Source organism: Novosphingobium sp. KACC 22771, from assembly GCF_028736195.1.
In the GTDB taxonomy this organism is placed as follows: Bacteria; Pseudomonadota; Alphaproteobacteria; order Sphingomonadales; family Sphingomonadaceae; genus Novosphingobium.
On sequence record NZ_CP117881.1, the window covers coordinates 560,592 to 584,198 of the forward strand.

The window sequence follows — 23,607 nt, forward strand, 5'->3', positions numbered from 1 at the left end:
GCGTCCGAAAGGAGGCGGGCCTTTGCCGACCACAGGAAAGAGAGATGGTTATGTCGGTTCGTTTGGGGCTCGCCAAAGTTGCCGGTCTGGTGGCAGGCACCGCGCTGATTGGCGGCGGTGCGGTGCATATCGCCGAAAAGGCCAGCAGCAACAAACCGCAATATGTCAAACACGCCAAGGCGCATAAGGCCCCCGTGGTCGTGCGCAAGCAGGTGGTGACGCGCACCGTGGTGGTCCAGAAGGATTGCTGCACCAAGACCGTGACGCGCAATGCCATGGTGCCGATGCCGCCCCCGGGCCTGCCCGCGGCCGATCTGACGCCCAACACGCCCGCGCCGGCCCCCAGCCCGCTCTCGGCCGAACGCGCGCGCGGCTATTACAGCAATTGGGGCTTTGGCGGCGGCTATATCGGCGGCTTCTTTGGCGGGACCAGCGGCAATGTCATCGTGGTGAATTCCAGCGGATCGACATCGGGGTCCACCTCGGGTTCGACATCCACCTCGGGCTCGACCTCGACTTCGGGTTCGTCGTCGACCTCGGGATCGTCGTCCACCTCCGGTTCGTCTTCGACGTCCTCGTCAACATCCACCAGCAGTTCGACATCGACCAGCACGTCGACCTCGACCTCGGGCAGCACCTCGACGTCCACTTCGACCTCGACCAGCACCACAGGCGGCACACAGGTTCCCGCTCCGCCGATGCTGCTGCTGTTTGGCGGAGCGGCCGGCGCCATGTTTGCCCGCCGCCGTAAGGGCAAGGCGCAGGCCGCCTGAAGCCCTACCATTCGCCGCGAAAAAAGCGCCGCCCGGATTATCCCGGCGGCGCTTTTTTATGGCCCCAACCAATCTCGCGCCCACAAAAAAGGGGCAGCCCGCAAAGGCCGCCCCCTCTTTTTGGCATCAAGCGGTCGCTTACGCGGCCAGCTTGCGCAGTACGTACTGCAGGATGCCGCCATTGTTGAAATACTCGATTTCATTGGCGGTATCGATGCGGCACAGCGCGGTGAAGGTGAACTTGGTGCCATCCTTGCGGGTGACTTCCACGGTCACGTCCTGACGCGGCTTGAGGCTGGCAACGCCGTGGATCGTGAACGAGCAATCGCCGTCCAGGCCCAGCGTCTGGCGGTTTTCGCCATCCTTGAACTGCAGCGGCAGCACGCCCATGCCGACCAGGTTCGAGCGGTGAATACGCTCAAAGCTTTCGACGATGACGGTGCGCACGCCCAGCAGGTTGGTGCCCTTGGCGGCCCAGTCACGCGACGAACCGGTGCCATATTCCTTGCCCGCGATCACGACCAGCGGCGTACCGTCGGCCTTGTGCTTCTGGGCAACGTCGAACACGGCGCCGACTTCTTCACCATAGCGGCTCATGCCGCCTTCGATGCCGGGGACCATTTCGTTCTTGATGCGGATGTTGGCAAAGGTGCCGCGCATCATCACTTCGTGGTGGCCACGGCGCGCGCCATAGCTGTTGAAGTCGGCCTTGGCGACCTGACGCTCCATCAGCCATTCACCAGCGGGGCTGTCGGCCTTGATGTTGCCGGCGGGGCTGATGTGGTCGGTGGTGATCGAATCGCCCAGGATCAGCAGCGGCTTGGCATCGACGATGTCCTGAACCGGCGCCGGCTCCATGGTCATGCCTTCGAAGTAGGGCGGGTTGGCGACATAGGTCGACCCTGCCTGCCACTTGTAGGTTTCCGAACCCGTGACGTTGATCGCCTGCCAATGCTTGTCGCCCTTATAGACGTCGGCATAGCGGGCCACGAACATCGGACGGTCCATGCAACCGGCCATCGTGGTGGCGACTTCTTCGTTGGTCGGCCAGATGTCCTTGAGGAACACATCCTTGCCTTCGTTCGACACGCCGATCGGGGTGGTGGTGAAATCTTCGATCACCGTGCCCTTGAGCGCATAGGCCACCACCAGCGGCGGCGAAGCGAGGAAGTTGGCGCGCACGTCGGGCGAGACGCGGCCTTCAAAGTTGCGGTTGCCCGAGATCACGGCGGCGGCAACAAGGCCGTTTTCGTTGATCGCCTTGCTGATCGGTTCGGCCAGCGGGCCCGAGTTGCCGATGCAGGTGGTGCAGCCATAGCCGACCAGGTTGAAGCCGACATTGTCGAGGTGCTTCTGGAGACCGGCCTTTTCGAGGTAGTCGGTGACGACCTGCGAACCGGGGGCGAGCGACGTCTTGACCCAGGGCTTGGGCTTGAGGCCCAGCTCGTCGGCCTTCTTGGCAACCAGACCGGCAGCCACCAGAACCGAAGGGTTCGAGGTGTTGGTGCAGGAGGTGATCGCCGCGATGGTCACGTCGCCGTCGCCGATGTCAAAGTCCTTGCCTTCGACCGGAACGCGGGTCTGGGCCTTTTTATAGACATTGGCCATGTCGGCGTTGAACACATCGTCCACTTCGGGAAGCGAGACGCGGTCCTGCGGACGCTTCGGACCGGCGAGCGAGGGCACGACCGTCGAGAGGTCGAGTTCGAGCGTCGAGGAGAAGATCGGTTCGACGGCGGGGTCGATCCAGAAGCCCTGCTCCTTGGCATAGGCTTCGACCAGTTCGATCTGGCCTTCGTCGCGGCCCGTCAGGCGCAGATAGTCCAGCGTCTTGTCGTCAATGCCGAAGAAGCCGCAGGTCGCGCCATATTCGGGCGCCATGTTGGCCAGCGTGGCGCGGTCGGCGAGGCTGAGGTCGGCAAGGCCGGGGCCGAAATATTCGACGAAGCGGCCCACCACGCCATGCTTGCGCAGCATGTTGGTGGCGGTCAGCACGAGGTCGGTCGCGGTCACGCCTTCCTTCAGCTTGCCGGTGAACTTGAAGCCGACCACTTCGGGGATCAGCATCGAGACGGGCTGACCCAGCATCGCGGCTTCGGCCTCGATGCCGCCCACGCCCCAGCCCAGCACGCCAAGGCCGTTGACCATGGTGGTGTGGCTGTCGGTGCCGACGCAGGTGTCGGGATAGGCAACGGTTTCGCCGTTCTGGTCAACGCTGGTCCACACCGCCTGGGCGATGTTTTCCAGGTTCACCTGGTGGCAGATGCCGGTGCCCGGCGGCACGGCATAGAAATTGTTGAGCGACTTGGAGCCCCACTTGAGGAAGTCGTAGCGCTCCATGTTGCGCTGATATTCGATCTCCATGTTCTCTTCGAACGCCTTGGGATGACCGAATTCGTCCACCATCACCGAGTGGTCGATGACGAGGTTGACGGGAACCAGCGGGTTGATCTTCGAGGTGTCGCCGCCAAGCGTGGCGATGGCATCGCGCATCGCGGCAAGGTCGACCACGCAGGGCACGCCCGTGAAGTCCTGAAGCAGCACGCGCGCGGGGCGATACTGGATTTCGTTCGACGATTCGCTGGGGTTCTTCTGCCAATCGACAATCGCCTGGACGTCGGCGGTCGAAACGGTGAAACCGCCGTCTTCAAAGCGCAGCAGGTTTTCCAGCAGCACCTTCATCGAGAACGGCAGGCGGCTGATGTCGCCGAACTTTTCGGCGGCCTTCTTCAGCGAATAATAAGCGACTTCCTTGCCACCGGCGCTCAGTTTCGAGCGGGTGCCGAGCGAGTCCTGTCCGACCTGGGTCATACGGGCGTCTTCCTCACCTCAATTGGCCCAGAGACGAAAAAGACGAAAAGGCGCGTTCGGGCGCGATCTCGCCCGCCTTTGGGCGGTTGCAGCATGAGGGCCGATGCGCGTGAATCCGCCCCGCGTCAAGGGCGCGAAAGGTGGAAAAAGGAATGAAGAGGGGCGGGGGGATGGGATATTGTTGCTATTGCGAATTGTTATCCGAAATAAGCCTAAGAGGCCGCGGGATTGTCGGAGAAATGCCCTTCGCCCCGGCGCGCGCGATCACAGCGCGACTTGCTCGGTATGCTCGCCTTTCTGTCCGCCCGCGCCCAGCCAGCAGCCCGCCACGACCAGCACCGCGCCGCCTAGCGTATAGAGATCGAGCCTTTCGCCAAACCAGATCCAGCCCATCAGGGCGGCCCAGAGAAAACCCGAATATTCCACCGGCAGCAGCCGATGCGCGGGCGCCCGCGCCCAGCCCCATGACAGCAGCATCAGCGAGACAAAGGACAGGCCCGCCGACCCGATCAGATCGCGCCAGACCGCCCCTTGCGGTACAGATGGCATGCCGATCGCCAAACCCGCAAGGGTCAGGAAACCGGCGGTAAATAAGGATTGGAAAAAGGCGATTTCGGCGGGCGGGGCCATTTGCGCCTGATGGCGCTGCATCACCAGATTGGCGGCATAGAGCACCGCCGAGCCCAGCAGCGCGAGCATGCCGTGCCATGCGTCCTGCGCCAACGCGCCGCCCACCTGCATCCGCCCCAGCCCGATTACGCCGACCCCCAGCAGCCCCAGGACCGAGGCCCCCAGCGCGCGCCGCGTGATCGCCTCGCCCAGCGCGAAGCCGGCCATGAACAGCGCAATGATTGGCGCGATGAACGACAGTGCCATACCCACCGCCATCGGCGTGCGCACAATGCCCCAGAAAAAGGCGAAGGCCATTCCGCTGGTCACGGCCGCGCGCATCGCATGCATCGCCAGACGCCGCCCCGGCCAAGCCCCCGGATGGGCGATCTGCCACACCGCCAGCCCAAAACCCGCCCCGATGATGTTGCGCCACAGCAAGGCCGCATGCACCCCGGTTTCGATCGAGGCCCGCTTCATCAGCGCGTCCATCACGCTGAAACTGGCAATTCCGCCCGCGGCGGCAATAAGGGGAAGAAACAAAGGGCGCGCCATGATCGTTAAGCACCTAGCGGGCTTGCGCCCAGTCGTCACTATGAGAAGGTAGGTCGAGCTTGCATGCGCTGTGGTGTTCAGCCAACAGACAGGGGCTATACTGGATGGTATGCGACGAACTGTGCTTGGCCATCGTTGAATTGAGTGTATCGGGCCGGGCAAAAAGGGGCGTTGAATGATGATGAATACGCGCAAGTTGATGATGGGCGGAATGATTCTGGCCTTGGGTTCGGGGCTGGGCGCCCTGTATCCCGCCATGGCGCAGGATCGTCCGGTTGAGGGTAAGCAGGGTATGGGCAAAATGCCCAATGTGCGCCCCGCCAATATGGCTACCCCCACGCCCACATCCAGCGCATCCCCCAGCCCGCGCCCCAGCGCATCGGCCAGCGCGGCGCCAACGGGGCGGCCCACGCCCACACCTACGGTCTCGGCCACACCTTCGGCCACGCCCAGCCCCTATCCCACGCCCAGCCCGTCGCCCGGCGCTACCCCGGTGCAGGAGGCGGTCGTCAACTGGAGCGCGGCCGATGCGGGCGATCTCTTGGCCGCGATCATGGCGATCGGCGAGGAGGGACTGTTTCCCGCCGATTATCAACCCGATGCGCTGCGCGCCGCGATCAAGGGCGGCGAGGGGCAGGCGCTGGACGAACAGGCCAGCAAGAGCTTTGCCTGGCTGGTCGAGGATCTGCGCGACGGGCGCACGCCGATGACCGCGCGCATCCAATGGTTCGCCGTCGATCCCGATCAGGACGAAAATCCCACCATCGCCTTGATGCAGCGCGCCACCACCAACCATGACGTGCCCGGCACGCTGGCCAGTCTGGCGCCGACCTATCCCGATTATGCCGCGCTCAAAGAGGCGCTGGCCGGCACGCCCAAGGCGCAGACCAAGCTGCGCGATGCGATCCGCATCAATATGGACCGCTGGCGCTGGCTGCCGCGCGATCTGGGGCCGGTTTATCTGATCACCAATGTGCCCGAGTTTCAGCTGCGCCTGGCGGTCAACGGCCGCAACATCCGCACCTATCGCACCATCGTGGGCAAGCCGGGCCGCACCGCCACGCCGCAATTGGCCGAAAAGGTCGAGGCGGTGGTGTTCAACCCCACATGGACCGTGCCGCAATCCATCGTCGTGGGCGAGGGGCTGGGCCAGCAATTGCTGGCCAAACCGCGCGCCGGATACAAGGTGACGCGGATGGAGGATGGCAGCCTGCAGGTGGTGCAGCAGCCGGGCAACAGCAATTCACTGGGCCGGATGAAGATCGACATGCCCAACCCGCATGCCATCTATCTGCATGATACGCCCTCGAAAAAGCTGTTCGATGCGCAGGTGCGCGCTTTCTCGCACGGCTGTATCCGCACCGACCGTGCGGTGGAGCTGGGTATGACCATGGCGATTCTGGGCGCGGGGATGAGTCAGGAGGATGCTGTCGCCACGTTTGAGGCGGGCAAGTACAAGAAGGTGCCGATGACGCGGACCTTCCCGGTCTATCTGACCTATTTCACCTATGGCCGCGACATCAACGGCACGCTGGCCAGTTTCAACGACCTCTATGGCCGCGACGGCGCGGTGATTGATAGTTTCCATGCGCCCCGTGCGCTGCATACGACACAGCGCAAGAGCAATGAGGAAGTGATCAAGCTGGATAACCCGCTGTAACCTGCGGGGAGGCGGCGCTGCTGAACCGATCAGCGGCGCCGCGCCGGGATCACGCCTCGCTGATGCGGTCGGCGTAAAGCAGGCGGCCCGCGCCCAGATGGCCCAGCACAAGGCTGAAATCTTCAGGCGCCATGGCAAAACAGCCTTCCGAGCGGCCCAGCTTGCCGAATTTGGACACCATGTCGGGCGCGGCATACCATGCCGGATGCATCACGATGGCGCGGTCAAACGCATTGGAATTGTCCAGATCCAGCCCGCGCAGGCGCATTGAGGCGCCATATTTGCCCTCATACTGGCCTGCGGTCAGATAGGCACCGCGCGAAGTGGCAAACGAGCCGACACTGTTCGAAAACTGCTTGAGCCAGCCGACATGGGCCGGGTCCGACCCGCGACCATGCGCCACCAGATGCGAACGCACCGAGCCGCTGATCATGTCAACAAAATGCAGGCGCGCATCATGCGAAGGCTTGCTGAAATCGGCGATGGCCACAACATCGGGCCGTGCCAGCATGGCGCCGACGCGATCCCGCTCACGCATGGCGATGCCCACCACGCGGCGTTCATATTCGGAAAGGCCCGAAGCCTGTGCGGCAACACGCAGGGGCGTGGCCATGGCAACCCCGCCAAGGGCCATTCCACCCAGCAATGCACGACGGCTCAACATGTTATTCTGATTCGCGATTCCCATGTCTGTTGCCCTAGGGCAACGGGGTAAATTTTTCTATTCGCCTGCGATGGAATCACGCGAGTCAGCGGCGAGTTGAGCCAAAGTTGCGCCATCAACGCGCATTACCGTCCATTGTTCCATCGGCTTTGCGCCCATGCGGCGATAAAATTCGATCGAGGGCGTGTTCCAGTCCAAAACGCTCCATTCCAGCCGCGCACAGCCGCGCTCCTGCGCCAGAGCGGCCAGATGGAGCAGCAAGGCCTTGCCCAGACCCGACCCACGCGCGGCGGGGCGGACATAGAGATCCTCAAGGTAAATGCCGGGGCGGCCCTCGAAGGTCGAGAAATTGTGGAAGAAGAGCGCAAAGCCCTGCGGCGCCCCGTCGATCTGGCCGATCACCACCTCGGCCATCGGATGCGGGCCGAACAGATGGCGCGTGAGGTTTGCCTCGTCAAAACGCACTTCGTGCGACAGTTTCTCATATTCGGCCAGATCGCGGATCAATTGCGCAATCAGGGGGACATCGTCGGGCGTCGCCGGGCGGATCGTGTTGGTCATGACGCTTGGTTTAGCCCGATTTGCGATTGTGAAAAGCGTGGGGCGCATTTTTTCGGAAATTTGATTTTTCGGAAATTTGGCTTAACCCCAAAACTTGTGTTGACCGATCCTGCTCGACTGTGGCAATCGCGCCGCCTGCCTGAAGGGGATGTGCTTCACTTCAGGCGCTGCCGGAGAAAGCCTTGAGCTTCTCAATGCGTGCGGGTGTAGCTCAATGGTAGAGCAGCAGCTTCCCAAGCTGAATACGAGGGTTCGATTCCCTTCACCCGCTCCAAGCCCCGCAAAATGCATTGGCCGTTACACCGCTTTGGGAACGAAGGGGGCACAGGTCCGTTAACGGGGATATGGACCAAACTTTGCTCGATCCCGATCGCAATTGCTGGCGGATTGAACATGCTCGCCGCGCCAAAGTCATCATTGATGCCGACGACTATTTCAAGGCGGCGCGCGCCGCGATGCTCAAGGCGCGCAAGCAGATCCTGCTGGTGGGGTGGGATTTCGATGCCCGGATCCGCTTTGGCGATGGCGAACATGACGATGCGCCGGTGCGGGTGGGGGCCTTTCTGAGCTGGCTGGTCAAACGCACACCGGGTTTGAATATCTATATTTTACGGTGGGATACCGGCGCGTTCAAGACGCTGTTCCATGGCCGAACGCTCTTGCGCATCGCCAAATGGATCAAGGACCCGCAGATCCATTTGCGCCTTGATGGCCATCACCCGCCTGCCGGTTCGCATCATCAAAAGGTGGTGGTGATCGACGATGATGTTGCCTTTTGCGGGGGGATCGACATGACCGTCGACCGCTGGGACACGCGCGATCATGCCGATGAGGAGCCGCGCCGCATCCGCCCCGATGGCACCCCCTATTGCCCATGGCACGATGCCTCCACCATCCTGCAGGGGCCGGTTGCCGGGGCCTTGGGTCAGATGTGTCGCGACCGGTGGGAGGTGTCCGGCGGCGACCCCATCGCGGCGGTGGAGGGCGGCGCGGATTGCTGGCCCGACGACGTGGCGGTCGAATTTACCGAGGTCGAGGTGGGCATCGCGCTGACCGTGCCGGAAATGGCCGATCAGGAACCGCGCTATGATATCGAGGCGCTCTATGTCGATCTGATCGCGCGGGCGCGGCGCTTCGTCTATGCCGAAAGCCAGTATTTCGCCTCGCGCAAGGTGGCCGAGGCGATTGCCAAACGGTTGGCTGAACCCGATGGGCCGGAATTTGTGATTGTCCATCCTGATACGGCGCAGGGCTGGCTGGAGCCGGTGGCGATGGATTCGGCGCGCGCGCGATTGGTCGAGGCCTTGCAGGAGCAGGACCCCTATGGCCGCCTGCGCCTTTATCATCCCTATACGGCGGGCGGGACGCCGATTTATGTCCATGCCAAGGTGACGGTGGTGGATGATCTGATCCTGCGCGTGGGGTCGTCCAATTTCAACAACCGCTCGCTGCGGCTGGATACCGAATGCGATGTGGTGATCGATGCCGAAAGGCCCGCCAACGATGATGAGCGCGCCACGATTGCCGGCATCCGCAACGGCTTGCTGGCCGAACATTTGAACTGCTCGGTCGAGGAGATCGCAGAGGGGATCGAGCGAACCGGGTCGATCATCCAGACCATCGAGGCTTTGCGCGGAGAAGGGCGCTCGCTGCGGCCCTATGTCGTGCCTGATCTGGATGCAGTGCGCATGTGGTTGGCGGATCACAAGATCCTGGACCCGGAAGGGCCGGGCGAAATGTTCGAGGCGCTGGATCGGCGCAAGCCCTTGCTTCAACGGTTGCGGCCGCATTGGCGGCGCGATCATAGGCCGATGGACGCTGCGGCTTTTGCGCTGGGCGCGTTGGGCGCGGGGGTGCTGATGGGCGCGCTCTGGACCCGGCAGGGCAGGCGATAGCGCCAAAAGCAAAACCCCCGGCGCATGGCACCGGGGGCTGCGAGTTTCACAATAGGGCCGTCAGGCGTCAGGCCTTGGCCAGACGCGCCTCCAGCGCGGCCTGCTGCTCAAGGATCGCCTCGGGCAAGGTGCCCAGCGCGGCCAGATCGCGGCCATTGCCTTCGGCTTCTTCGCGCCAGCCATCAATGCTGACGGTCATCAGTTCGGCATATTGCTCAGGCGTGATGTTCAGGCCCGACAGGTCGACGCCGCCTTCGACCGGGTGACGGCCGATGACGCTCTCGGTGGCATCCGCCTTGCCCTGCGCCCGCTCGATCACCCACTTCACCACGCGGATGTTGTCGCCATAACCGGGCCACAGGAACTTGCCGCCGCTCTTGCGGAACCAGTTGACCAGATAGATCTTGGGCAGGTTGGCGCCGTCGTTGGCGACCTTGCCGGCCATATCGACCCAGTGCTTGAAGTAATCCCCCATCGCATAGCCGCAGAAGGGCAGCATGGCGAAGGGATCGCGGCGCAGCGCGCCGATCTTGTTTTCCGCCGCCGCCGTGCCTTCCGAGGCAAGGTTGGCCGCCAGATAGACGCCATGGTTCCAGTCAAACGCTTCGGTGACGAGCGGCACCGAAGTCGCGCGGCGGCCGCCGAACAGGAAGGCCGAGATCGGCACGCCCGCCGGATCTTCCCATTCCGCCGCGATCGAGGGGCACTGCGATGCGGGCACCGCGAAACGGGCGTTGGGGTGGGCCGCAGGCTTGCCGCTGGCCGGATCATAGGGGTTGCCCTGCCAGTCGATCAGACCCTCGGGCACGTCCTTGGTCAGCCCTTCCCACCACACATCACCATCGGGCGTCAGCGCCGTGTTGGTGTAGATGGCGTTGGCATAAAGCGTTTCGACCGCGTTCTTGTTGGTGTCGATGCCGGTGCCGGGGGCCACGCCGAAGAAGCCCGCTTCTGGGTTGATCGCATAGAGGCGGCCGTCCTTGCCGGGGCGCATCCAGGCGATGTCGTCGCCGATGGTTTCCACCTTCCAGCCGGACAGGGTGGATTCCAGCATCGCCATATTGGTCTTGCCGCAGGCCGAGGGGAAGGCGGCGGCAATGTAATGCGCCTCGCCCACCGGCGGGGTGACTTTCAGGATCAGCATGTGTTCGGCCAGCCAGCCATCATCGCGCGCCATCACGCTGGCAATGCGCAGCGCGAGGCACTTCTTGCCCAGCAGCGCATTGCCGCCATAGCCCGAACCATAGGACCAGATTTCGCGGGTTTCGGGATAGTGGACGATCCACTTGTCATCGTTGCAGGGCCACACGACATCGGCCACGCCATCGGTCAACGGCATCCCGACCGTGTGAACACAAGGCACAAAGAACCCGTCGCGGCCCAGCATGTCCAGAGCAGGCTGGCCCATGCGCGCCATGATGCGCATCGAGAGCACGACATAGGCGCTGTCGGTCAGTTCGACGCCCACCACGCTGCTTTCCGAACCCAGCGGGCCCATGCAGAAGGGCACGACATACATCGTGCGCCCTTCCATGGCGCCGGCAAACAGGCCGTTCAGCGTTTCGCGGGTTTCGGCCGGATCGCGCCAGTTGTTGGTCGGCCCGGCGCCTTCGGGCGTTTCCGAACAGATGAAGGTGCGGCTTTCCACGCGGGCCACGTCGCGCGGGTCGGAACGGGTGTAGAAGCTGTTCGGGCGCTTGTCCTGCGCCAGACGCACCAGCGTGCCGGCATCGACCAGTTGCGAGGTCAGGCGATCCCATTCCTCCTGCGAACCGTCACACCACACGATGTCCTTCGGACGGGTCAGCGCGGCGACCTCTTCAACCCAGTCGATCAGGCGCTGGTTGCGGGTCGGGGCGGTCAGAACCGAATCGGGGGAAAGGGTGTCTTGGGTCATCGCGTTCCTCACCTGGGCCAAATGCAAGTATGAATTCGCATGCTTTGGCTGCATAACATACCTATGCGCTATCAGCACAAACGCCCCTCGTCGAGGCCTCTTGGGCAGGAAAAAGGCGACTGGGGCTTAGGAAACGGCAAATGGCCGAATATTTTTGCTGTATTCAGTTTAGTGTGCATTGCAGCATGTCGATAACCCAGACAATAGGCACGCGTGACCCGCAATAAAACGGGCTTTATGTATGACATAACGTCCTTTTTGCGTCGCGCCTCAGCGGTTTGGCCGAATCACCTGCGCTGGTCATGCCACGTTGGACCGATGTGCTGTCCGCCCTTGGCCAACCGGCCCTAGCGCTTCCACACCACCAGCTTGACCATCGCGCCCGGCGTTAGCCGCGTGGTGCCCGGGGGCAGGCCGTTGAGCGTCAGAAAGCGTTCGGCCGCATTGTCATTATAGGCCATGCGCGCGGCCATGGTCGCCACCGTATCGCCCGGCTCTGCGCGCACCACATCGACAATGCGCGGGCGGATCGCGGCGGCCTGTGCGGGCGTGATCCGCGTCAGGCCGTTGACCAGTGGTGCCAGATCGCCCAGCCCCTGTCCGGCAGGCTGCATCACGGTAAAGGCATAAGCGCGGTCGGGCGCAACCGTGACCGCCACCACGCTCAGGTCCACCGTGGTCGATCCGTTGCTGGCGCGCACGGCGGCGCTCATGCTGGGCATGCCGTTGATCGTGCCGGGGGTGCCGTTGATCTCGCCCACTTGCCCGCCCTTGGCGATGGCCTTGAACCGGGCCCGCAGCAGCGTGTTCAGGTCGCCCTTATAGGCCCCGCCGGTAAAGCTGGCCTGACCCCGGCCATTGCTGCCTTTGGCGGTGATGGTGACCGAATCCGATCCGTTAGACATGCCATAGCCCGCCGGAACGGTGAAACGCAGCCGATCGGGCGGATAGGTGAAGGTCTGCCCCTCAATCACACCTTGCTCGGGATCGTCATCATAGATCATGCCGCGCAGGGAAAGCAGAAAGGCCTCGTTCGCCTTGGCCCCCGGCGGCGCGCCGATGCCCATCTGGCGCGCACGGTCCAGCGCGCGGGTAACGCGGGCCTCGGGGTTGGGGTGCGACATGGCCCAGCCGGGCGTCGTGCGCGCATTGCCCGCAAGCCGCGATTCCAGCCCGGTCTGCGCCGCCAGCGAGGCCAGCATGGTGGAAGCATAGGCCGGATTGTAACCCGCCTTCTGCATATAGACGCCGCCCAGATCGTCGGCCTCGAATTCCTCGCCGCGCGAATAGGCCATCACATGGCCCACCACCAGACGGTTGATCCCGGCCTGCCCCAACTGATTGCCCAATTGCCCGATCGCGCCCCCGCCCAGCACGCTGCCCAGCACCGCCTGGCCCAGAGCGCCCAGCAGGGTGGAGCGCTGGGCCACCTGCTGCCGCTTTTCGGAATGGCGCGCGGCGATGTGGCCGGTCTCATGGCCCAGCACAAAGCCGAGCTCATCCTCATTGTTCATCAGCGCCAGCAGCGCGCGCGTGGTGTAGACATAGCCACCCGGAATGGCGAAGGCATTTTCCACCGGCGAATTGAGCAGGGTGAAGGTGAAGTCGCGCTCGACATTGCTGATGCCCGATTGGCCCGCCACGCGCAGGCCCACCCGGCGCACTATCGCGGCCTGCGGTCCGGAATAGGCGCCGCCATATTCCGAAACCATGTCGGGATGTGCCTTGGCCCCGGTGGCGCGATCATCGGGCGAAATCGCCTGCGGCCCGGGCAGGTTGATCGGAGGGGCGGCCGCCGTCAACGCCATCAAACCCGCCAATGCCCATCTTTTCATAATCAGCCCCCTGCCCATTGAAGGCAAGGGTTAGCGTTGATCGCGGGGCGCTTGCAACAGGGATTGACGGATTGGGAGGCCGCATGAGGGCTCGCGAAACGCACGAGCGAAAAAAATGTTCCGCGTGGCACGCAGATTTTTCCCAATAAGCTCAATCCTGTCATTGGCCGGTTTTATTTGAAAGGGAGAGAAGGGCGGCTGTTTGGTGAAAGTGACTATTTTCAAAAACCAGATCGTCTGTTTTAAATCGCTGCTATTGTGCAGAAATATTAACATGGAAATTATGGAGTGAATTTTTATATATGTATGAGTGCGTATAATAATTTTTAAAAATTACATAAGTTGAAAGGTCGATCACCCGTGCATTTACCAGTTTCGTGGCCGCCGCCATTAATTTCTTGCGGTCATAAGCGAGGCTATTCAATCAAGGGTGATTCAAATGGCCAACATCGTTTCAACATATAACGCGGCGGGCGTATTGCTGAAGGCTAGCGCCGCTCCTGTTCGCGGCGTCAGCATTACAGCCGGAATAACTTCAGTATCGGGTTCTTCGGGAGCCGATCTTTTTCGCAGCAATGGTTCTGGGACCATCATGAATGGTGGTGCAGGCGACGATACTTATTACGTATACAACAAAAATGACAAGCCAGTTGAGGCTGCCAATGGCGGGATCGACACCGTTTATTCTACGATCAACTGGAAATTAGGCGATAATTTCGAAAATCTCCAGCTTGACGGTACCAATACATGGGGGATCGGCAACAGTATGGACAATATCATCGCGGCCAGCAGCGGCACGCATTGGCTCGACGGGGGTCTGGGCAATGACGTGCTGATCGGCGGCACCGGGGCGGATACTTTCGTCCACAAGGCGGGCGAGGGCATGGACACGATCGTTAACTTTACGGTCGGCACCGACACGCTGCGCCTGTTTAACAGTGGGCTGACCACTTTTGCCCAGATCAAACAGCATATGGTGCAGATGGGCAGCAATGTTGTCATTCGCCTGGGCAACAATGATTCGGTCACGCTGGTCAATCACAACATCAACGATTTCACCGCGCGCGACATCACCGGCAGCCTCAATCTGGCCGGCCTGAAGATGACGTTTGATGACGAGTTCAACTCGCTCAACCTCTTTAACGGCACCACCGGCACCTGGAGCACCACCTATGGCTATGGCGGCCCCACCGCGCTGAGCAATCGCCACCTCAATGACGAGGCGCAGGTTTACACCGATGCCAACTGGCGCGGCACGACCGGCAAGATGACGCCGATCAACCCGTTCTCGCTCAACAACGGCATCCTCAACATCACAGAAACCAAGCTGACTGCGGAGCAATCGGCGGCCAACTGGGGCCTGCAATATTCCTCGGGCCTGCTGACCACCAAGTCGAGCTTCTCGCAGCTTTACGGTTATTTCGAAGTCGATGCCAAGCTGCCCGCCGGGCAAGGCATGTGGCCCGCCTTCTGGCTGCTGCCCGCCAACGGCACCTGGCCGCCCGAACTCGACGTGTTTGAACAATTGGGCAAGGACCCCAACACGCTTTATCTGACCGCACATACCAGCGCCAATGGCGTCAAGAACCAGTCGGTCCAGTCGGTGGTCACCATCGGCGATGTGACGCAGAACTTCCATTCCTATGGTGTTTTGTGGACCGCGACCGATCTGGTCTGGTACATTGACGGCAATGCCGTGGCCCAAACGGCGACGCCGGGGGATATGCATTCGCCGATGTACATGCTGCTCAATCTGGCCGTGGGCGGCGCATGGGGCGGCGGCATCAACGGCACCCCCGACAGCGCCACGATGCAGGTCGATTATGTGCGGGCCTACAGCATCAATGCCGACACCACAACGGCCCAGGCCCAGGCGGCGCTGAGCACGGGCGGCGCGATCACCGCGACGGGGCTGACCAACATTGCCGGCACGCTGGCCAAGGGCGGGCTGTCCAATGAAATCAAGGGCGGCATCGGCGCCGATGTCATCACCTCGACCAAGGCGTCGAGCTTTTTGACCGGCGGTTCGGGCAATGACACATTCGTCATCTCCAAATCGGTCCTTGACGATACGATGGGCGGCACCGGCGTGCAAAAGGTCATCACCGACTTTGAAGGCGCCAATGTCTGGCAGGCGGGCGGCAACGACCTGCTGCTGCTCCAGGGGTTCAGCGCGGGTTCGACGCTGAGCTGGATTGCCGATGATCCCTCGAATGCCTCGCTCGGCTATTACGACATCCACGATGCGGCGTCGGGCAATGATTACATGATCGGCATCCTGTCAAAGAACGGGGCGCACCTGTCTTCGATTTCGGATGTCAAATTCTACTGAGGCTTCATGGGCGGCAGGCTTGCCTTGCCGCCTTTGGCTGAATCACCACCTTGATCCATGATGCGGCGGGGGGATCGGCGATCCCCCCTTTTTGCCGCGCGGCCAACGCCCGGAAAGGGTGCGGCAGAGCCCGCTCAGTCCGAGCCGAACAGGTCGCGGGTAAACACCTTTTCCTTCACATCCGCGAGGGCCGAGGTCATGCGATTGGCGATGATCGTGTCGCATTCCTGTTTGAAAGCGGCCAGATCGCGGCTGACCCGCGAGCCAAAGAATTCCTCCTGCGCCATCGTGGGCTCATAGACCACGACCTCGATCCCCTTGGCCTTGATCCGCTTCATGATGCCTTGAATCGAGGATTGCCGGAAGTTGTCCGACCCCGCCTTCATGGCCAAACGGAAAACGCCCACTTTCCTGGGCTTTTTGGCGATGATCTGATCGGCCAGAAAATCCTTGCGCGTGCGGTTGGCATCAACGATCGCGCGGATGAGGTTTTGCGGCACTTCCGAATAATTGGCCAGCAACTGCTTGGTGTCCTTGGGCAGGCAATAGCCGCCGTAGCCAAAGCTGGGGTTGTTGTAATGGCTGCCGATGCGCGGGTCGAGGCAGATACCGTTGATGATCTGGCCCGTGTCCATGCCTCCGGCAATGGCATAGCTGTCCAGTTCGTTGAAGAAGGCAACGCGCATCGCCAGATAGGTGTTGGCAAACAGCTTGATCGCCTCGGCCTCATTGGCATCGGTGTAAAGGATGTCGACATCCTTCTTGTCGGCCCCCTGCAGCAGCAGTTCGGCAAAGATCCGCGCCCGTTCCGAGCGTTCGCCCACGATGATCCGCGACGGGTTGAGATTGTCATACAGCGCCCGCCCTTCGCGAAGGAATTCGGGGCTGAAGATCACCTGCTCGGTTTCCATCGTCTTGCGGATATTCTGGATAAATCCGACCGGGATCGTGGATTTGACGACGATGGTTGCCGCAGGATTGGTGCGGATCGCGGTGCGGATGACCGCCTCGACCGAGGATGTGTCGAATTTGTTGGTGTCGGCGTCGTAATTGGTGGGTGTGGCAACGATCACATAGTCGGCCCCCGCCAATGCCTCATTGGGATCGAGCGTCGCATGAAGGTTCAACGGGCGATGGGCCAGAAATTCCTCCAGCTCCGCGTCCACGATGGGCGACTGGCGCGCGTTCAGCATGGCAACGCGTTCGGCGGAAATATCCACGGCCACAACTTCATTATGCTGTGCCAGCAGGACGGCGTTGGACAGCCCGACATAGCCAAGGCCAAAAACTGCGATTTTCATTCAGGAATACTCCCGCCAGTTGTGACCCCGCAAGGAGGAGAGCGGCGGCGATGCAGGCGTGAACCAGTATCAGCCGTTTCATCGCAGCGCCAAATCATACGCTCCTCTATTCCTATCTGTGGCCGTGCCAGTCAATGGCATGTCGCCGAAACGGTTCATTTATGTCCGCCGGAGTGCCTGAAAAGTGTGTCCGGCGCATGACTTGGGCGTGGGCAGATTTTGCGTTTTGATAAAGGAGAAAGCAGATTTCGGCGCGTGTCGAAAGGGCTTGGGAGGCAAACTGGCGATTGGCGGGCGAAGGGCCGCCGACCGGTGCGAGTGGGCGAAACGGCCTTTCCCTGGCATCCATCATGGTCCGCGGCAATCGCCCCGATTTTGGGTCTGGGATGTTAATTTCCTTGGCGGATATCATGGATGCAAGGGATTGAGATAACGTGCCGGCAGGGGCGCATTCTTGCGCGCGGTTTATCGGGCATAATGCGGGGTAAGGGTCGATCCGGGCAGTTCCTGAGCATAGTTGATGAAAAAATAACCTAACAATCCAAGCGACTTGCGATTTTGCGCTCAAGTGTTGACGTCAAAGTGGTCGTAGATTCGAATTATTGAAATGAAATCCGATGCAATTGCGCGGGCTAAGTTATTGACGTGCATTAGGAATGATACCTAATCTTAGCGCGTCAATCAGGAGCCGTGCCTTGCCCCAGGTCCAATTATCCACATTCTTGTCCCCGCTGCGCTGCGCTCCCGTATTACTGGCGCTCTCGTCCGGCCCCGCGCTGGCGCAGGCCACCGATCTGGAGTGGCGCTCGATCGTGACGCAGGGGCAATCGCAGGATGTGCGCATCGATAGCCTCAATCTGCCGCCGTCGGCCACGGTCATGGGCCGCTATCGTCAGGATTATGTCCCCATCGGCGGCCGGATCGGCAACTTCTTCCTCTATCCCCGTATGAGCGTGGCCGAGGAAGCCACCGACAATCTTTACGCATCGAATATCTATCGGACCAGCGACATGACCACGCGCCTCAACGGCAGGGTCTTGCTGACCTCGTCCATGCCGCGACATGCCCTGGACTTTCAGGTTTTTGCCAGTCAGTCGCTGCACGCACGTCATGGCACCGAGGATGTGACGAATTACGGCGGTGTCATCGACGGCCGTCTGGATTTTGGCGCCAGCACGGCGCTGACCATGGTGGCCAGTGTCGAACGCGGCACATTGGACCGCAGCGATTTCACCAGCCCGGTCAACGCGCTCAAGCCTGTCAGTTTTAACCGCTATTATGGCGAGGCCAAGGCGCAGCACACCTTCAACCGGTTGCAGATCAGCGGCTCGGTAAAATTGACCAAGCTGGAATACAGCAATACGATCGCCCGCGACGGCACGCTGATTGATCAGCAATTTCGTAATGGCGATTTCCTGACCTATCAGGCGGGCGTCAGCTATCGCCTGCGCAGCGGCATCCGGATCATCACCAGCGGCACCTATACGGTCGCGCGCTATGACCTGCCGCTGAGTGAGGCGCTCCAGCCCAACAGCCTCGACCGCAGTTCGCACAAGAAGCGGATCGAGGCCGGGTTGCGCTTTGATTTCACCGACCGCCTGGTCGGGTCGCTGCGCGGCGGGTGGATCGATGTTGATTATGCCGATCCGCGGCTGCGCTCGTTCAACAGCCCGGTTTTCAGCGCCGATTTGGTGTGGTCGCTGCGCCGCTCCACCACGCTTCAGCTGAAGGCGGACCGCCGTGTCGATGAAAACACCTCGACGACCTCGGCCGGTGTGCGCGTGACCGAGGGCAGCTTGTCGCTGGAGCACGAACTGCGCCCCAACCTGTTGCTGGGCGCGCGGGGCAGCTATGCCGATATGCAAACGCTTGGCCTGGGCGCGAGCCGGCAGATGCTGACGGGCGGCGCGCAGGTGCGCTATCTCATGAACCGCAGGCTAAGCTTCGTTCTCGATCTTTTGCGCCAGCGCCGCACATCGCCCAATGATGAATGGCGATTTGATGAAAATCGTGTGATGATACAGGCTCATCTGACGCTCTGATGGCAAAAAGGGGGATCGGAACGACCGATCCCCCTTTTTTGGGCCTGAGCTTTTCGCGATCAATTCTCCGGTTCGGGCGGATTGGCTTCCAAGGCCTGACGCGCGCCTTCGTCGCGCACGGGTCGCGCGCGGCTGACACCGGGGATAAAGCTGCCATCGATGGTCGAAAGAACCTGCGTCAGGATGGGCAGATTGCCCTTGCGCGCCACTCTCTGGGAATGCGCCTGCGCATCATACAGTGTGGCATTGGGCGCGAGATAGCGCATTTCCAGCAAGCCCAGCGACGCCAGCAGGTTCAGCTTCGCGCTGGCCTCGCGCGCCACGGCGTTATAGTAATTGTTGCGCATGGATTGATAGCTGCTGGCCAGAACCAGCACGTCGAACGTGCTGCGGTCGCCCGCCTTTTGTTGCCGTACCGCGCCGACATAGGCGCTCTGCGCGCGCTCCATGGCGCTTTGGAAATGGACTATGCCCCGGCGAGCGGCGGCCAGTTGGTCCCATGCTGCACCAACTGCTTCACGGGTATCGCGCAGCGCCGAGTCAATCAGGCGCCAATCGGATTCATTGGCTTCTTTGGCCTCATTCAATTTGCCCAAACGCAGGCCGGAATCAAACAGCGGTTGGGTCAAGGCCAATTGCACCACCACCTGTGTGTTGCGCAATTGGTTGTTGTAGGGCGAATTGCTGGCAAAGGCGAAGCTGCCCTGAGCATCGATGCGCGGACGAAATTCGGCGCGCGCGGCCTGTTCATAGGCGTGGGATATGCGCTCTTTGGCTCTGGCGGTGGAAATCAGGGCGCTGTTCTGCTCGGCAAAGGAATAAGCATCGGCCAGATTGGGAAAGGGCGACGCGGGCAATTCGATGTCGGCCAGCTCGCCCGGAGGCGCGCCGACATATTGCATGAATTGCTTTTGCGAGACGCCCAACTGGCCTTCGGCTTGCAGCAGCGCCGCTTCTGCGGTTTCGCGTTCGGACTCGGTCTGATCCAAATCGGTCTTGGTCAGATCCTTGTACTTGAACCTGGCCCGGTTGCCTTGCAATTGCAGGTCAAGAATGGCCAAATTCTCGCGCGCAATGGTCAGCAGCGCGGTATCGCGCCGCACCGCGATATAGGCGGCAACAACATTGCCCAACACTTGCGTTTCCGTCAGCCGCAGCGCCTCGCGCTGATAGTCGACCGATGCGATGGCGGCCTGTTCATTGGCGGCATTGCGGCCAAAGGTCAGGATGGGCTGCGTCAGCACCGCCGACGCCGTGTAGGCCCAGCCGCGCGCGCCGACCCAAAGCCCGGCCAGCAGTTCCTCTTTCGTGCGGGTAAATGTGTCGCCCACCGTGGCGGTCAGAGACGGGCCGTAGGCCGAGCGGGCCACGGGAACGCCATAATCGGTCGAGCGCGCCTGCGCTCTGGCCGAGAGCAGAAGCGGGTTGTTTTTGTAAGCCATGGCGATGGCATCGGCCAGGGTCGAGACCGCGGGTGCAACCTGCATCTCGCGCGGGCTGCGCGGGCGGGTCTTGTTCACAGGATCGGCCAGCGGGCATGTCATATCGCGCCGACACACCAAGGGTTGGGCCGCGGTTGACGCCGGGGTTACCGCAGGCAGCGCCGCTTCATCCTTGTCGGGGGCCATGGTGCTCGATCCGGCGGCGGGACGTGCCTGTGGCTGTCCCTGCATTTGGGCCTGAGCGCCGGGGGCGATCATGGCGATCGGCGCAATCCCGATCAGCAAAGACAGCTTGGCCAGAAGAAGACGAGAAGTATGCATGATGAGCCGTCACCCGACAAAAATCGATCCGCGATAGTGTCGGCATTGATAGCTTTTTCCGCCGCGCCCCGGCAAAAGAACGCATCCAAGACGAACCTAATATTTATCTGGGCGGCGAGGCTTGGGCGTCAGGAAAACAATCAAAATCGAAGGTATGGTCTATCACTTCACGACCTAACCCCCGGCATTCGTGCGGCCAGGTACAATGGCGGCCGGGGCGCCTCCATCGGTCGGGCGGGTCAGCACGAAATGCCAGAAACCCATCGACCAGCCCAAATGCATGAGCATCATGGCCGGCCCGGAAAAGGCGGCGCAGGCCGATCTGGCCTTCCACCCCAGCATAAGCCCATAGGCTCCGCAGACAAAAAGCCAGACCAGCATCGGAGCCGCCAGCAGCACCATTGCCGGCTCCAGCATGGCCATGGGTAGCGCCAGCAGCCCGGTGAAGGCCACAGGCGCGACGGGGACCGGGATGGCCTGTCGCAAATGTAGTTTCGAACGGTGGCGCGCAATATTTTGCGCGCGGCCAAAGCCATAGCCGCGATATTGCCGCAGCAGCGCCATCGGCGTGCGGCGCGGAAAATAGGTCAATGCCCCCGCTGGCTCCAGCCAGATCCGGCCGCCCAGAGCCGCCAGCCTTTTGTCCAATTCGGCGTCTTCATTGTGCGAAAATGCCTCGTCATAGCCGCCCGCGCGGCAATAGAGCGAGAGATCGAACAGCGCATGATGCCCATGCTCGATCCATTGCCCGGCCCCCAAATGCCGATGCGCCGCCCCCCCCGTGCCAAGGCGCGAATTCTGCGCGGCCGCGACCCCTCGCTGAAAACAGGCAAAACCATCCGTGACCATGGGCACGACCACCGAACTGGCCCCGGTGGCCATCGCGGCCTCGATCAAGGTGGCGACATAATGGTCGGGATAGAGGCAATGGGCATCAATACGGATCAGCCAGCGGTGCGATGCGCCAAATTGGCGCACCGCCAGATTGACCGCCGCGCTTTGAATCCGGCGCGGATTATCCAGAAGGATCAGATTGGGGTGGTTTACGGCCAACTGGCTGACGATCGCGCGGCTGCGATCGGTGCTGCCGCCATCGGCCACAACAATCGTTGCGCCCCCGCTTTGCGACAGCAATTGACCGAGCAGGCCGGGCAGATGGGCCTCCTCATTCAGGCATGGAATGACGACCAGGGCATCCTCAAGGCTCGTCGCCTCAAAGGGCATATGGGCGCCTGTATGGGTCATGGAATTCATAAAGCACCTGATATAATGTGGAAATCAGATCGCGCCTCGGCGTCGGACTGACACACGGTATGGCGCGCAAGGCTGCGGACGGACTGACCCATCCGGCCAAATTCGGCATGGCCGAGCCCTGCGAAAAAGCCGGGCAATTCGTGCGCGGGGTCGGTCAAGACAACGCCGACATCATGGTTTTGCAGCCATTGTCCCGTGGCGACATTGCTCAGAGCCAGCGGCACCGCGCCATGCGCCAGACCTTCGTAAAGCCGGTTGGGCAGCAGCCAGGCCGAATTGAGCCCTTCCTCAAAATAGTCGATGGCCCAGATGAAATGGATGCGGCCGTAAAGGTGGCCCAAATCGCCCGCCTTATACGGCCCGACAAATTCGACATGGGGATCATCGGCCAGTTGCGCGGCAAAATCGGCGCCGAATTCGGCCTCCGAGGGGATGCCCGCGATGATCACCTTGATGCGCCCTTGCGCTTCGGCGGCCATCGCACGCAGCAAGGCAAGGCTGCGCCGACAGCGCAGCATACCGAACCAGCCGATAACCCATGGCGGCCCGGCGGCGGGCGGGGGCGGCAGGCTGGCCGGAGCGGCCGTCTGCGGCACCTTGTTTTCGGACAGCAGATGGGGGCCATGCCACCCGCGCCGCGCCACGAAATATTCGCTCAGAAACAGGGACGCGCTGACCAGTATCAGCGCCGTGCGCGCCAGAGCCCAAGCCTCTATTCGATGCAGCAACCGGGTCTTCCACCCATCGCCCAGCAACAACCGGTGAATGTCGAGGCATTCATAGACCAGACGCTGACCCGGTTGCAGAATCCGGCGCGCAATCACCAGCGTTTCGAGATTGCGCGCGACGATGACATCCGCGCGTCTTGCCTCATGCCTCAATCGGCCCGGCATCAGGCAATGGCGCAGAACGCTTCCCGCCCGTTTGCCCAATTGGCCATCGGCGGTGATGCCCAGATCGATCACATCGCTCGATCCGGCAGACCCCGGCGGCGATCCCTCACGGCGAAAACCGGCAAGAGTGACCTTTGCGCCATGGGCCTGAAACATGGCCATGCGCCGCCGCACGGCGGCATCGTGCAGATTATGCACCAGATAGAGGATCCGGATGTGATGAGCCCTGCTGTCTGTCATCATCCGTCCACCTGCATCGAAGGCCATTTCGCCCCCTCTTTCGCTGGTAAGATCGCCGATAGGATATCGTATGCCGATCGCCAGCAGGAACGATCAGCATCGCGGGAACCGCCACGCCGGACCGATGTCGATGCCGCAGCGGAGGCGCGCGCCGCAGGAATCCTGTTGCCTTCGAATTGCCAAAGGTCAGATGGGTTCGGCCCGTGGTTTAGGTCAAAACTGAAGAAGGCTGGGAGATAGGGGAAGGCGGTCAATCTGAAGTTCGCCGGTGGCGCTCCCTCTGCGATATCATCGGCAAATTGGCATATTTGCGGGGGGGCTTCATGCCCTGATGGCCCCGATATGATTGAATTGCGGGCGATAAGATAACCATATGGGTGCATTTGGCCGCGTGGCCGGGGTTGGCTGCGGGCAGCTTGGCGCGGATTATCGTCCGCTATTTCGTGGAAATGCTGCTGCTCGGCGCCATTTGGGCGCGCGGCCTATGGTCCGGAGAGGAGGCGCGCTTTTTGTCCAGATTGG

General features: G+C 61.8%; 15 protein-coding genes and 1 tRNA gene. 6 read left to right on the top strand and 10 right to left on the bottom strand.

What is annotated here, in order from left to right; genetic code table 11:
* Nucleotides 1-50 precede the first annotated feature (50 nt).
* Nucleotides 51-773, top strand: coding sequence for a PEP-CTERM sorting domain-containing protein (locus PQ467_RS02560; RefSeq protein WP_274174998.1), 723 nt, complete (start codon nucleotides 51-53; stop codon nucleotides 771-773).
* A gap of 138 nt (nucleotides 774-911) precedes the next feature.
* Here PQ467_RS02560 and acnA read toward each other — a convergent pair whose 3' ends face one another.
* Both acnA and PQ467_RS02570 read right to left on the bottom strand, forming a co-directional pair.
* Nucleotides 912-3,584: an aconitate hydratase AcnA gene (gene acnA / locus PQ467_RS02565; RefSeq protein ID WP_274174999.1), complete on the bottom strand. Its 2,673-nt coding sequence runs from the start codon at nucleotides 3,582-3,584 to the stop codon at nucleotides 912-914.
* A 264-nt stretch (nucleotides 3,585-3,848) separates the two neighbouring features.
* Entirely contained in the window at nucleotides 3,849-4,736 is an 888-nt protein-coding gene (locus PQ467_RS02570) for a DMT family transporter (RefSeq protein WP_274175000.1), read from the bottom strand.
* 187 nt (nucleotides 4,737-4,923) lie between these two features.
* Between PQ467_RS02570 and PQ467_RS02575 the strand changes: the two genes are divergently transcribed.
* Nucleotides 4,924-6,408: a L,D-transpeptidase family protein gene (locus PQ467_RS02575; protein ID WP_274175001.1), complete on the top strand. Its 1,485-nt coding sequence runs from the start codon at nucleotides 4,924-4,926 to the stop codon at nucleotides 6,406-6,408.
* Nucleotides 6,409-6,457: 49 nt separating this feature from the next.
* Here PQ467_RS02575 and PQ467_RS02580 read toward each other — a convergent pair whose 3' ends face one another.
* Both PQ467_RS02580 and PQ467_RS02585 read right to left on the bottom strand, forming a co-directional pair.
* The gene (locus tag PQ467_RS02580; protein WP_274175002.1) at nucleotides 6,458-7,072 is read right to left on the bottom strand and encodes a murein L,D-transpeptidase catalytic domain-containing protein; all 615 of its coding nucleotides are present in this window, start codon (nucleotides 7,070-7,072) and stop codon (nucleotides 6,458-6,460) included.
* A gap of 57 nt (nucleotides 7,073-7,129) precedes the next feature.
* A complete protein-coding gene (locus PQ467_RS02585; protein ID WP_274175003.1) occupies nucleotides 7,130-7,633 on the bottom strand; it encodes a GNAT family N-acetyltransferase in 504 nt (167 codons plus the stop codon).
* 200 nt (nucleotides 7,634-7,833) lie between these two features.
* Between PQ467_RS02585 and PQ467_RS02590 the strand changes: the two genes are divergently transcribed.
* Together PQ467_RS02590 and PQ467_RS02595 are read left to right on the top strand one after the other, a co-directional pair.
* Nucleotides 7,834-7,907, top strand: a tRNA-Gly gene (locus PQ467_RS02590).
* A gap of 70 nt (nucleotides 7,908-7,977) precedes the next feature.
* A complete protein-coding gene (locus tag PQ467_RS02595; protein WP_274175004.1) occupies nucleotides 7,978-9,528 on the top strand; it encodes a phospholipase D-like domain-containing protein in 1,551 nt (516 codons plus the stop codon).
* Nucleotides 9,529-9,595: 67 nt separating this feature from the next.
* On the opposite strand, the gene PQ467_RS02600 is transcribed toward PQ467_RS02595, so the two are convergent.
* A complete protein-coding gene (locus PQ467_RS02600) occupies nucleotides 9,596-11,425 on the bottom strand; it encodes a phosphoenolpyruvate carboxykinase (GTP) (protein ID WP_274175005.1) in 1,830 nt (609 codons plus the stop codon).
* 347 nt (nucleotides 11,426-11,772) lie between these two features.
* Nucleotides 11,773-13,260: a M48 family metalloprotease gene (locus PQ467_RS02605; protein WP_274175006.1), complete on the bottom strand. Its 1,488-nt coding sequence runs from the start codon at nucleotides 13,258-13,260 to the stop codon at nucleotides 11,773-11,775.
* Between the two features lie 592 nt (nucleotides 13,261-13,852).
* Between PQ467_RS02605 and PQ467_RS02610 the strand changes: the two genes are divergently transcribed.
* Entirely contained in the window at nucleotides 13,853-15,592 is a 1,740-nt protein-coding gene (locus tag PQ467_RS02610; protein WP_274175007.1) for a family 16 glycosylhydrolase, read from the top strand.
* Between the two features lie 134 nt (nucleotides 15,593-15,726).
* Here the strand turns inward: PQ467_RS02610 and PQ467_RS02615 are convergent, their stop codons facing one another.
* Nucleotides 15,727-16,893, bottom strand: coding sequence for a nucleotide sugar dehydrogenase (locus PQ467_RS02615; protein ID WP_274175008.1), 1,167 nt, complete (start codon nucleotides 16,891-16,893; stop codon nucleotides 15,727-15,729).
* A 722-nt stretch (nucleotides 16,894-17,615) separates the two neighbouring features.
* Between PQ467_RS02615 and PQ467_RS02620 the strand changes: the two genes are divergently transcribed.
* Complete coding sequence (locus PQ467_RS02620; protein WP_274175009.1) at nucleotides 17,616-18,935, top strand: outer membrane beta-barrel protein; 1,320 nt, start codon at nucleotides 17,616-17,618, stop codon at nucleotides 18,933-18,935.
* A gap of 59 nt (nucleotides 18,936-18,994) precedes the next feature.
* On the opposite strand, the gene PQ467_RS02625 is transcribed toward PQ467_RS02620, so the two are convergent.
* The 3 genes from PQ467_RS02625 to PQ467_RS02635 all read right to left on the bottom strand — a co-directional run bounded on the left by PQ467_RS02625 (nucleotide 18,995) and on the right by PQ467_RS02635 (nucleotide 23,112).
* The gene (locus tag PQ467_RS02625) at nucleotides 18,995-20,698 is read right to left on the bottom strand and encodes a TolC family protein (RefSeq protein WP_274175010.1); all 1,704 of its coding nucleotides are present in this window, start codon (nucleotides 20,696-20,698) and stop codon (nucleotides 18,995-18,997) included.
* A 174-nt stretch (nucleotides 20,699-20,872) separates the two neighbouring features.
* Nucleotides 20,873-21,943 (bottom strand): glycosyltransferase family 2 protein, encoded by a 1,071-nt coding sequence (locus tag PQ467_RS02630; protein WP_274175011.1) that lies wholly within the window; start codon nucleotides 21,941-21,943, stop codon nucleotides 20,873-20,875.
* A 5-nt stretch (nucleotides 21,944-21,948) separates the two neighbouring features.
* The gene (locus PQ467_RS02635; RefSeq protein ID WP_274175012.1) at nucleotides 21,949-23,112 is read right to left on the bottom strand and encodes a hypothetical protein; all 1,164 of its coding nucleotides are present in this window, start codon (nucleotides 23,110-23,112) and stop codon (nucleotides 21,949-21,951) included.
* Nucleotides 23,113-23,607: the final 495 nt, after the last annotated feature.

Excerpts from the sequence above, each read along its gene's own strand:
- PQ467_RS02560 (WP_274174998.1), top strand. The coding sequence starts at position 51 with ATGTCGGTTCGTTTGGGGCTCGCCAAAGTTGCCGGTCTGGTGGCAGGC.
- acnA (WP_274174999.1), bottom strand. The coding sequence starts at position 3,584 with ATGACCCAGGTCGGACAGGACTCGCTCGGCACCCGCTCGAAACTGAGC.
- PQ467_RS02575 (WP_274175001.1), top strand. The coding sequence starts at position 4,924 with ATGATGATGAATACGCGCAAGTTGATGATGGGCGGAATGATTCTGGCC.
- PQ467_RS02580 (WP_274175002.1), bottom strand. The coding sequence starts at position 7,072 with ATGTTGAGCCGTCGTGCATTGCTGGGTGGAATGGCCCTTGGCGGGGTT.
- PQ467_RS02585 (WP_274175003.1), bottom strand. The coding sequence starts at position 7,633 with ATGACCAACACGATCCGCCCGGCGACGCCCGACGATGTCCCCCTGATT.
- PQ467_RS02595 (WP_274175004.1), top strand. The coding sequence starts at position 7,978 with ATGGACCAAACTTTGCTCGATCCCGATCGCAATTGCTGGCGGATTGAA.
- PQ467_RS02600 (WP_274175005.1), bottom strand. The coding sequence starts at position 11,425 with ATGACCCAAGACACCCTTTCCCCCGATTCGGTTCTGACCGCCCCGACC.
- PQ467_RS02605 (WP_274175006.1), bottom strand. The coding sequence starts at position 13,260 with ATGAAAAGATGGGCATTGGCGGGTTTGATGGCGTTGACGGCGGCCGCC.
- PQ467_RS02610 (WP_274175007.1), top strand. The coding sequence starts at position 13,853 with ATGAATGGTGGTGCAGGCGACGATACTTATTACGTATACAACAAAAAT.
- PQ467_RS02615 (WP_274175008.1), bottom strand. The coding sequence starts at position 16,893 with ATGAAAATCGCAGTTTTTGGCCTTGGCTATGTCGGGCTGTCCAACGCC.
- PQ467_RS02625 (WP_274175010.1), bottom strand. The coding sequence starts at position 20,698 with ATGCATACTTCTCGTCTTCTTCTGGCCAAGCTGTCTTTGCTGATCGGG.
- PQ467_RS02630 (WP_274175011.1), bottom strand. The coding sequence starts at position 21,943 with ATGACCCATACAGGCGCCCATATGCCCTTTGAGGCGACGAGCCTTGAG.
- PQ467_RS02635 (WP_274175012.1), bottom strand. The coding sequence starts at position 23,112 with ATGGCCTTCGATGCAGGTGGACGGATGATGACAGACAGCAGGGCTCAT.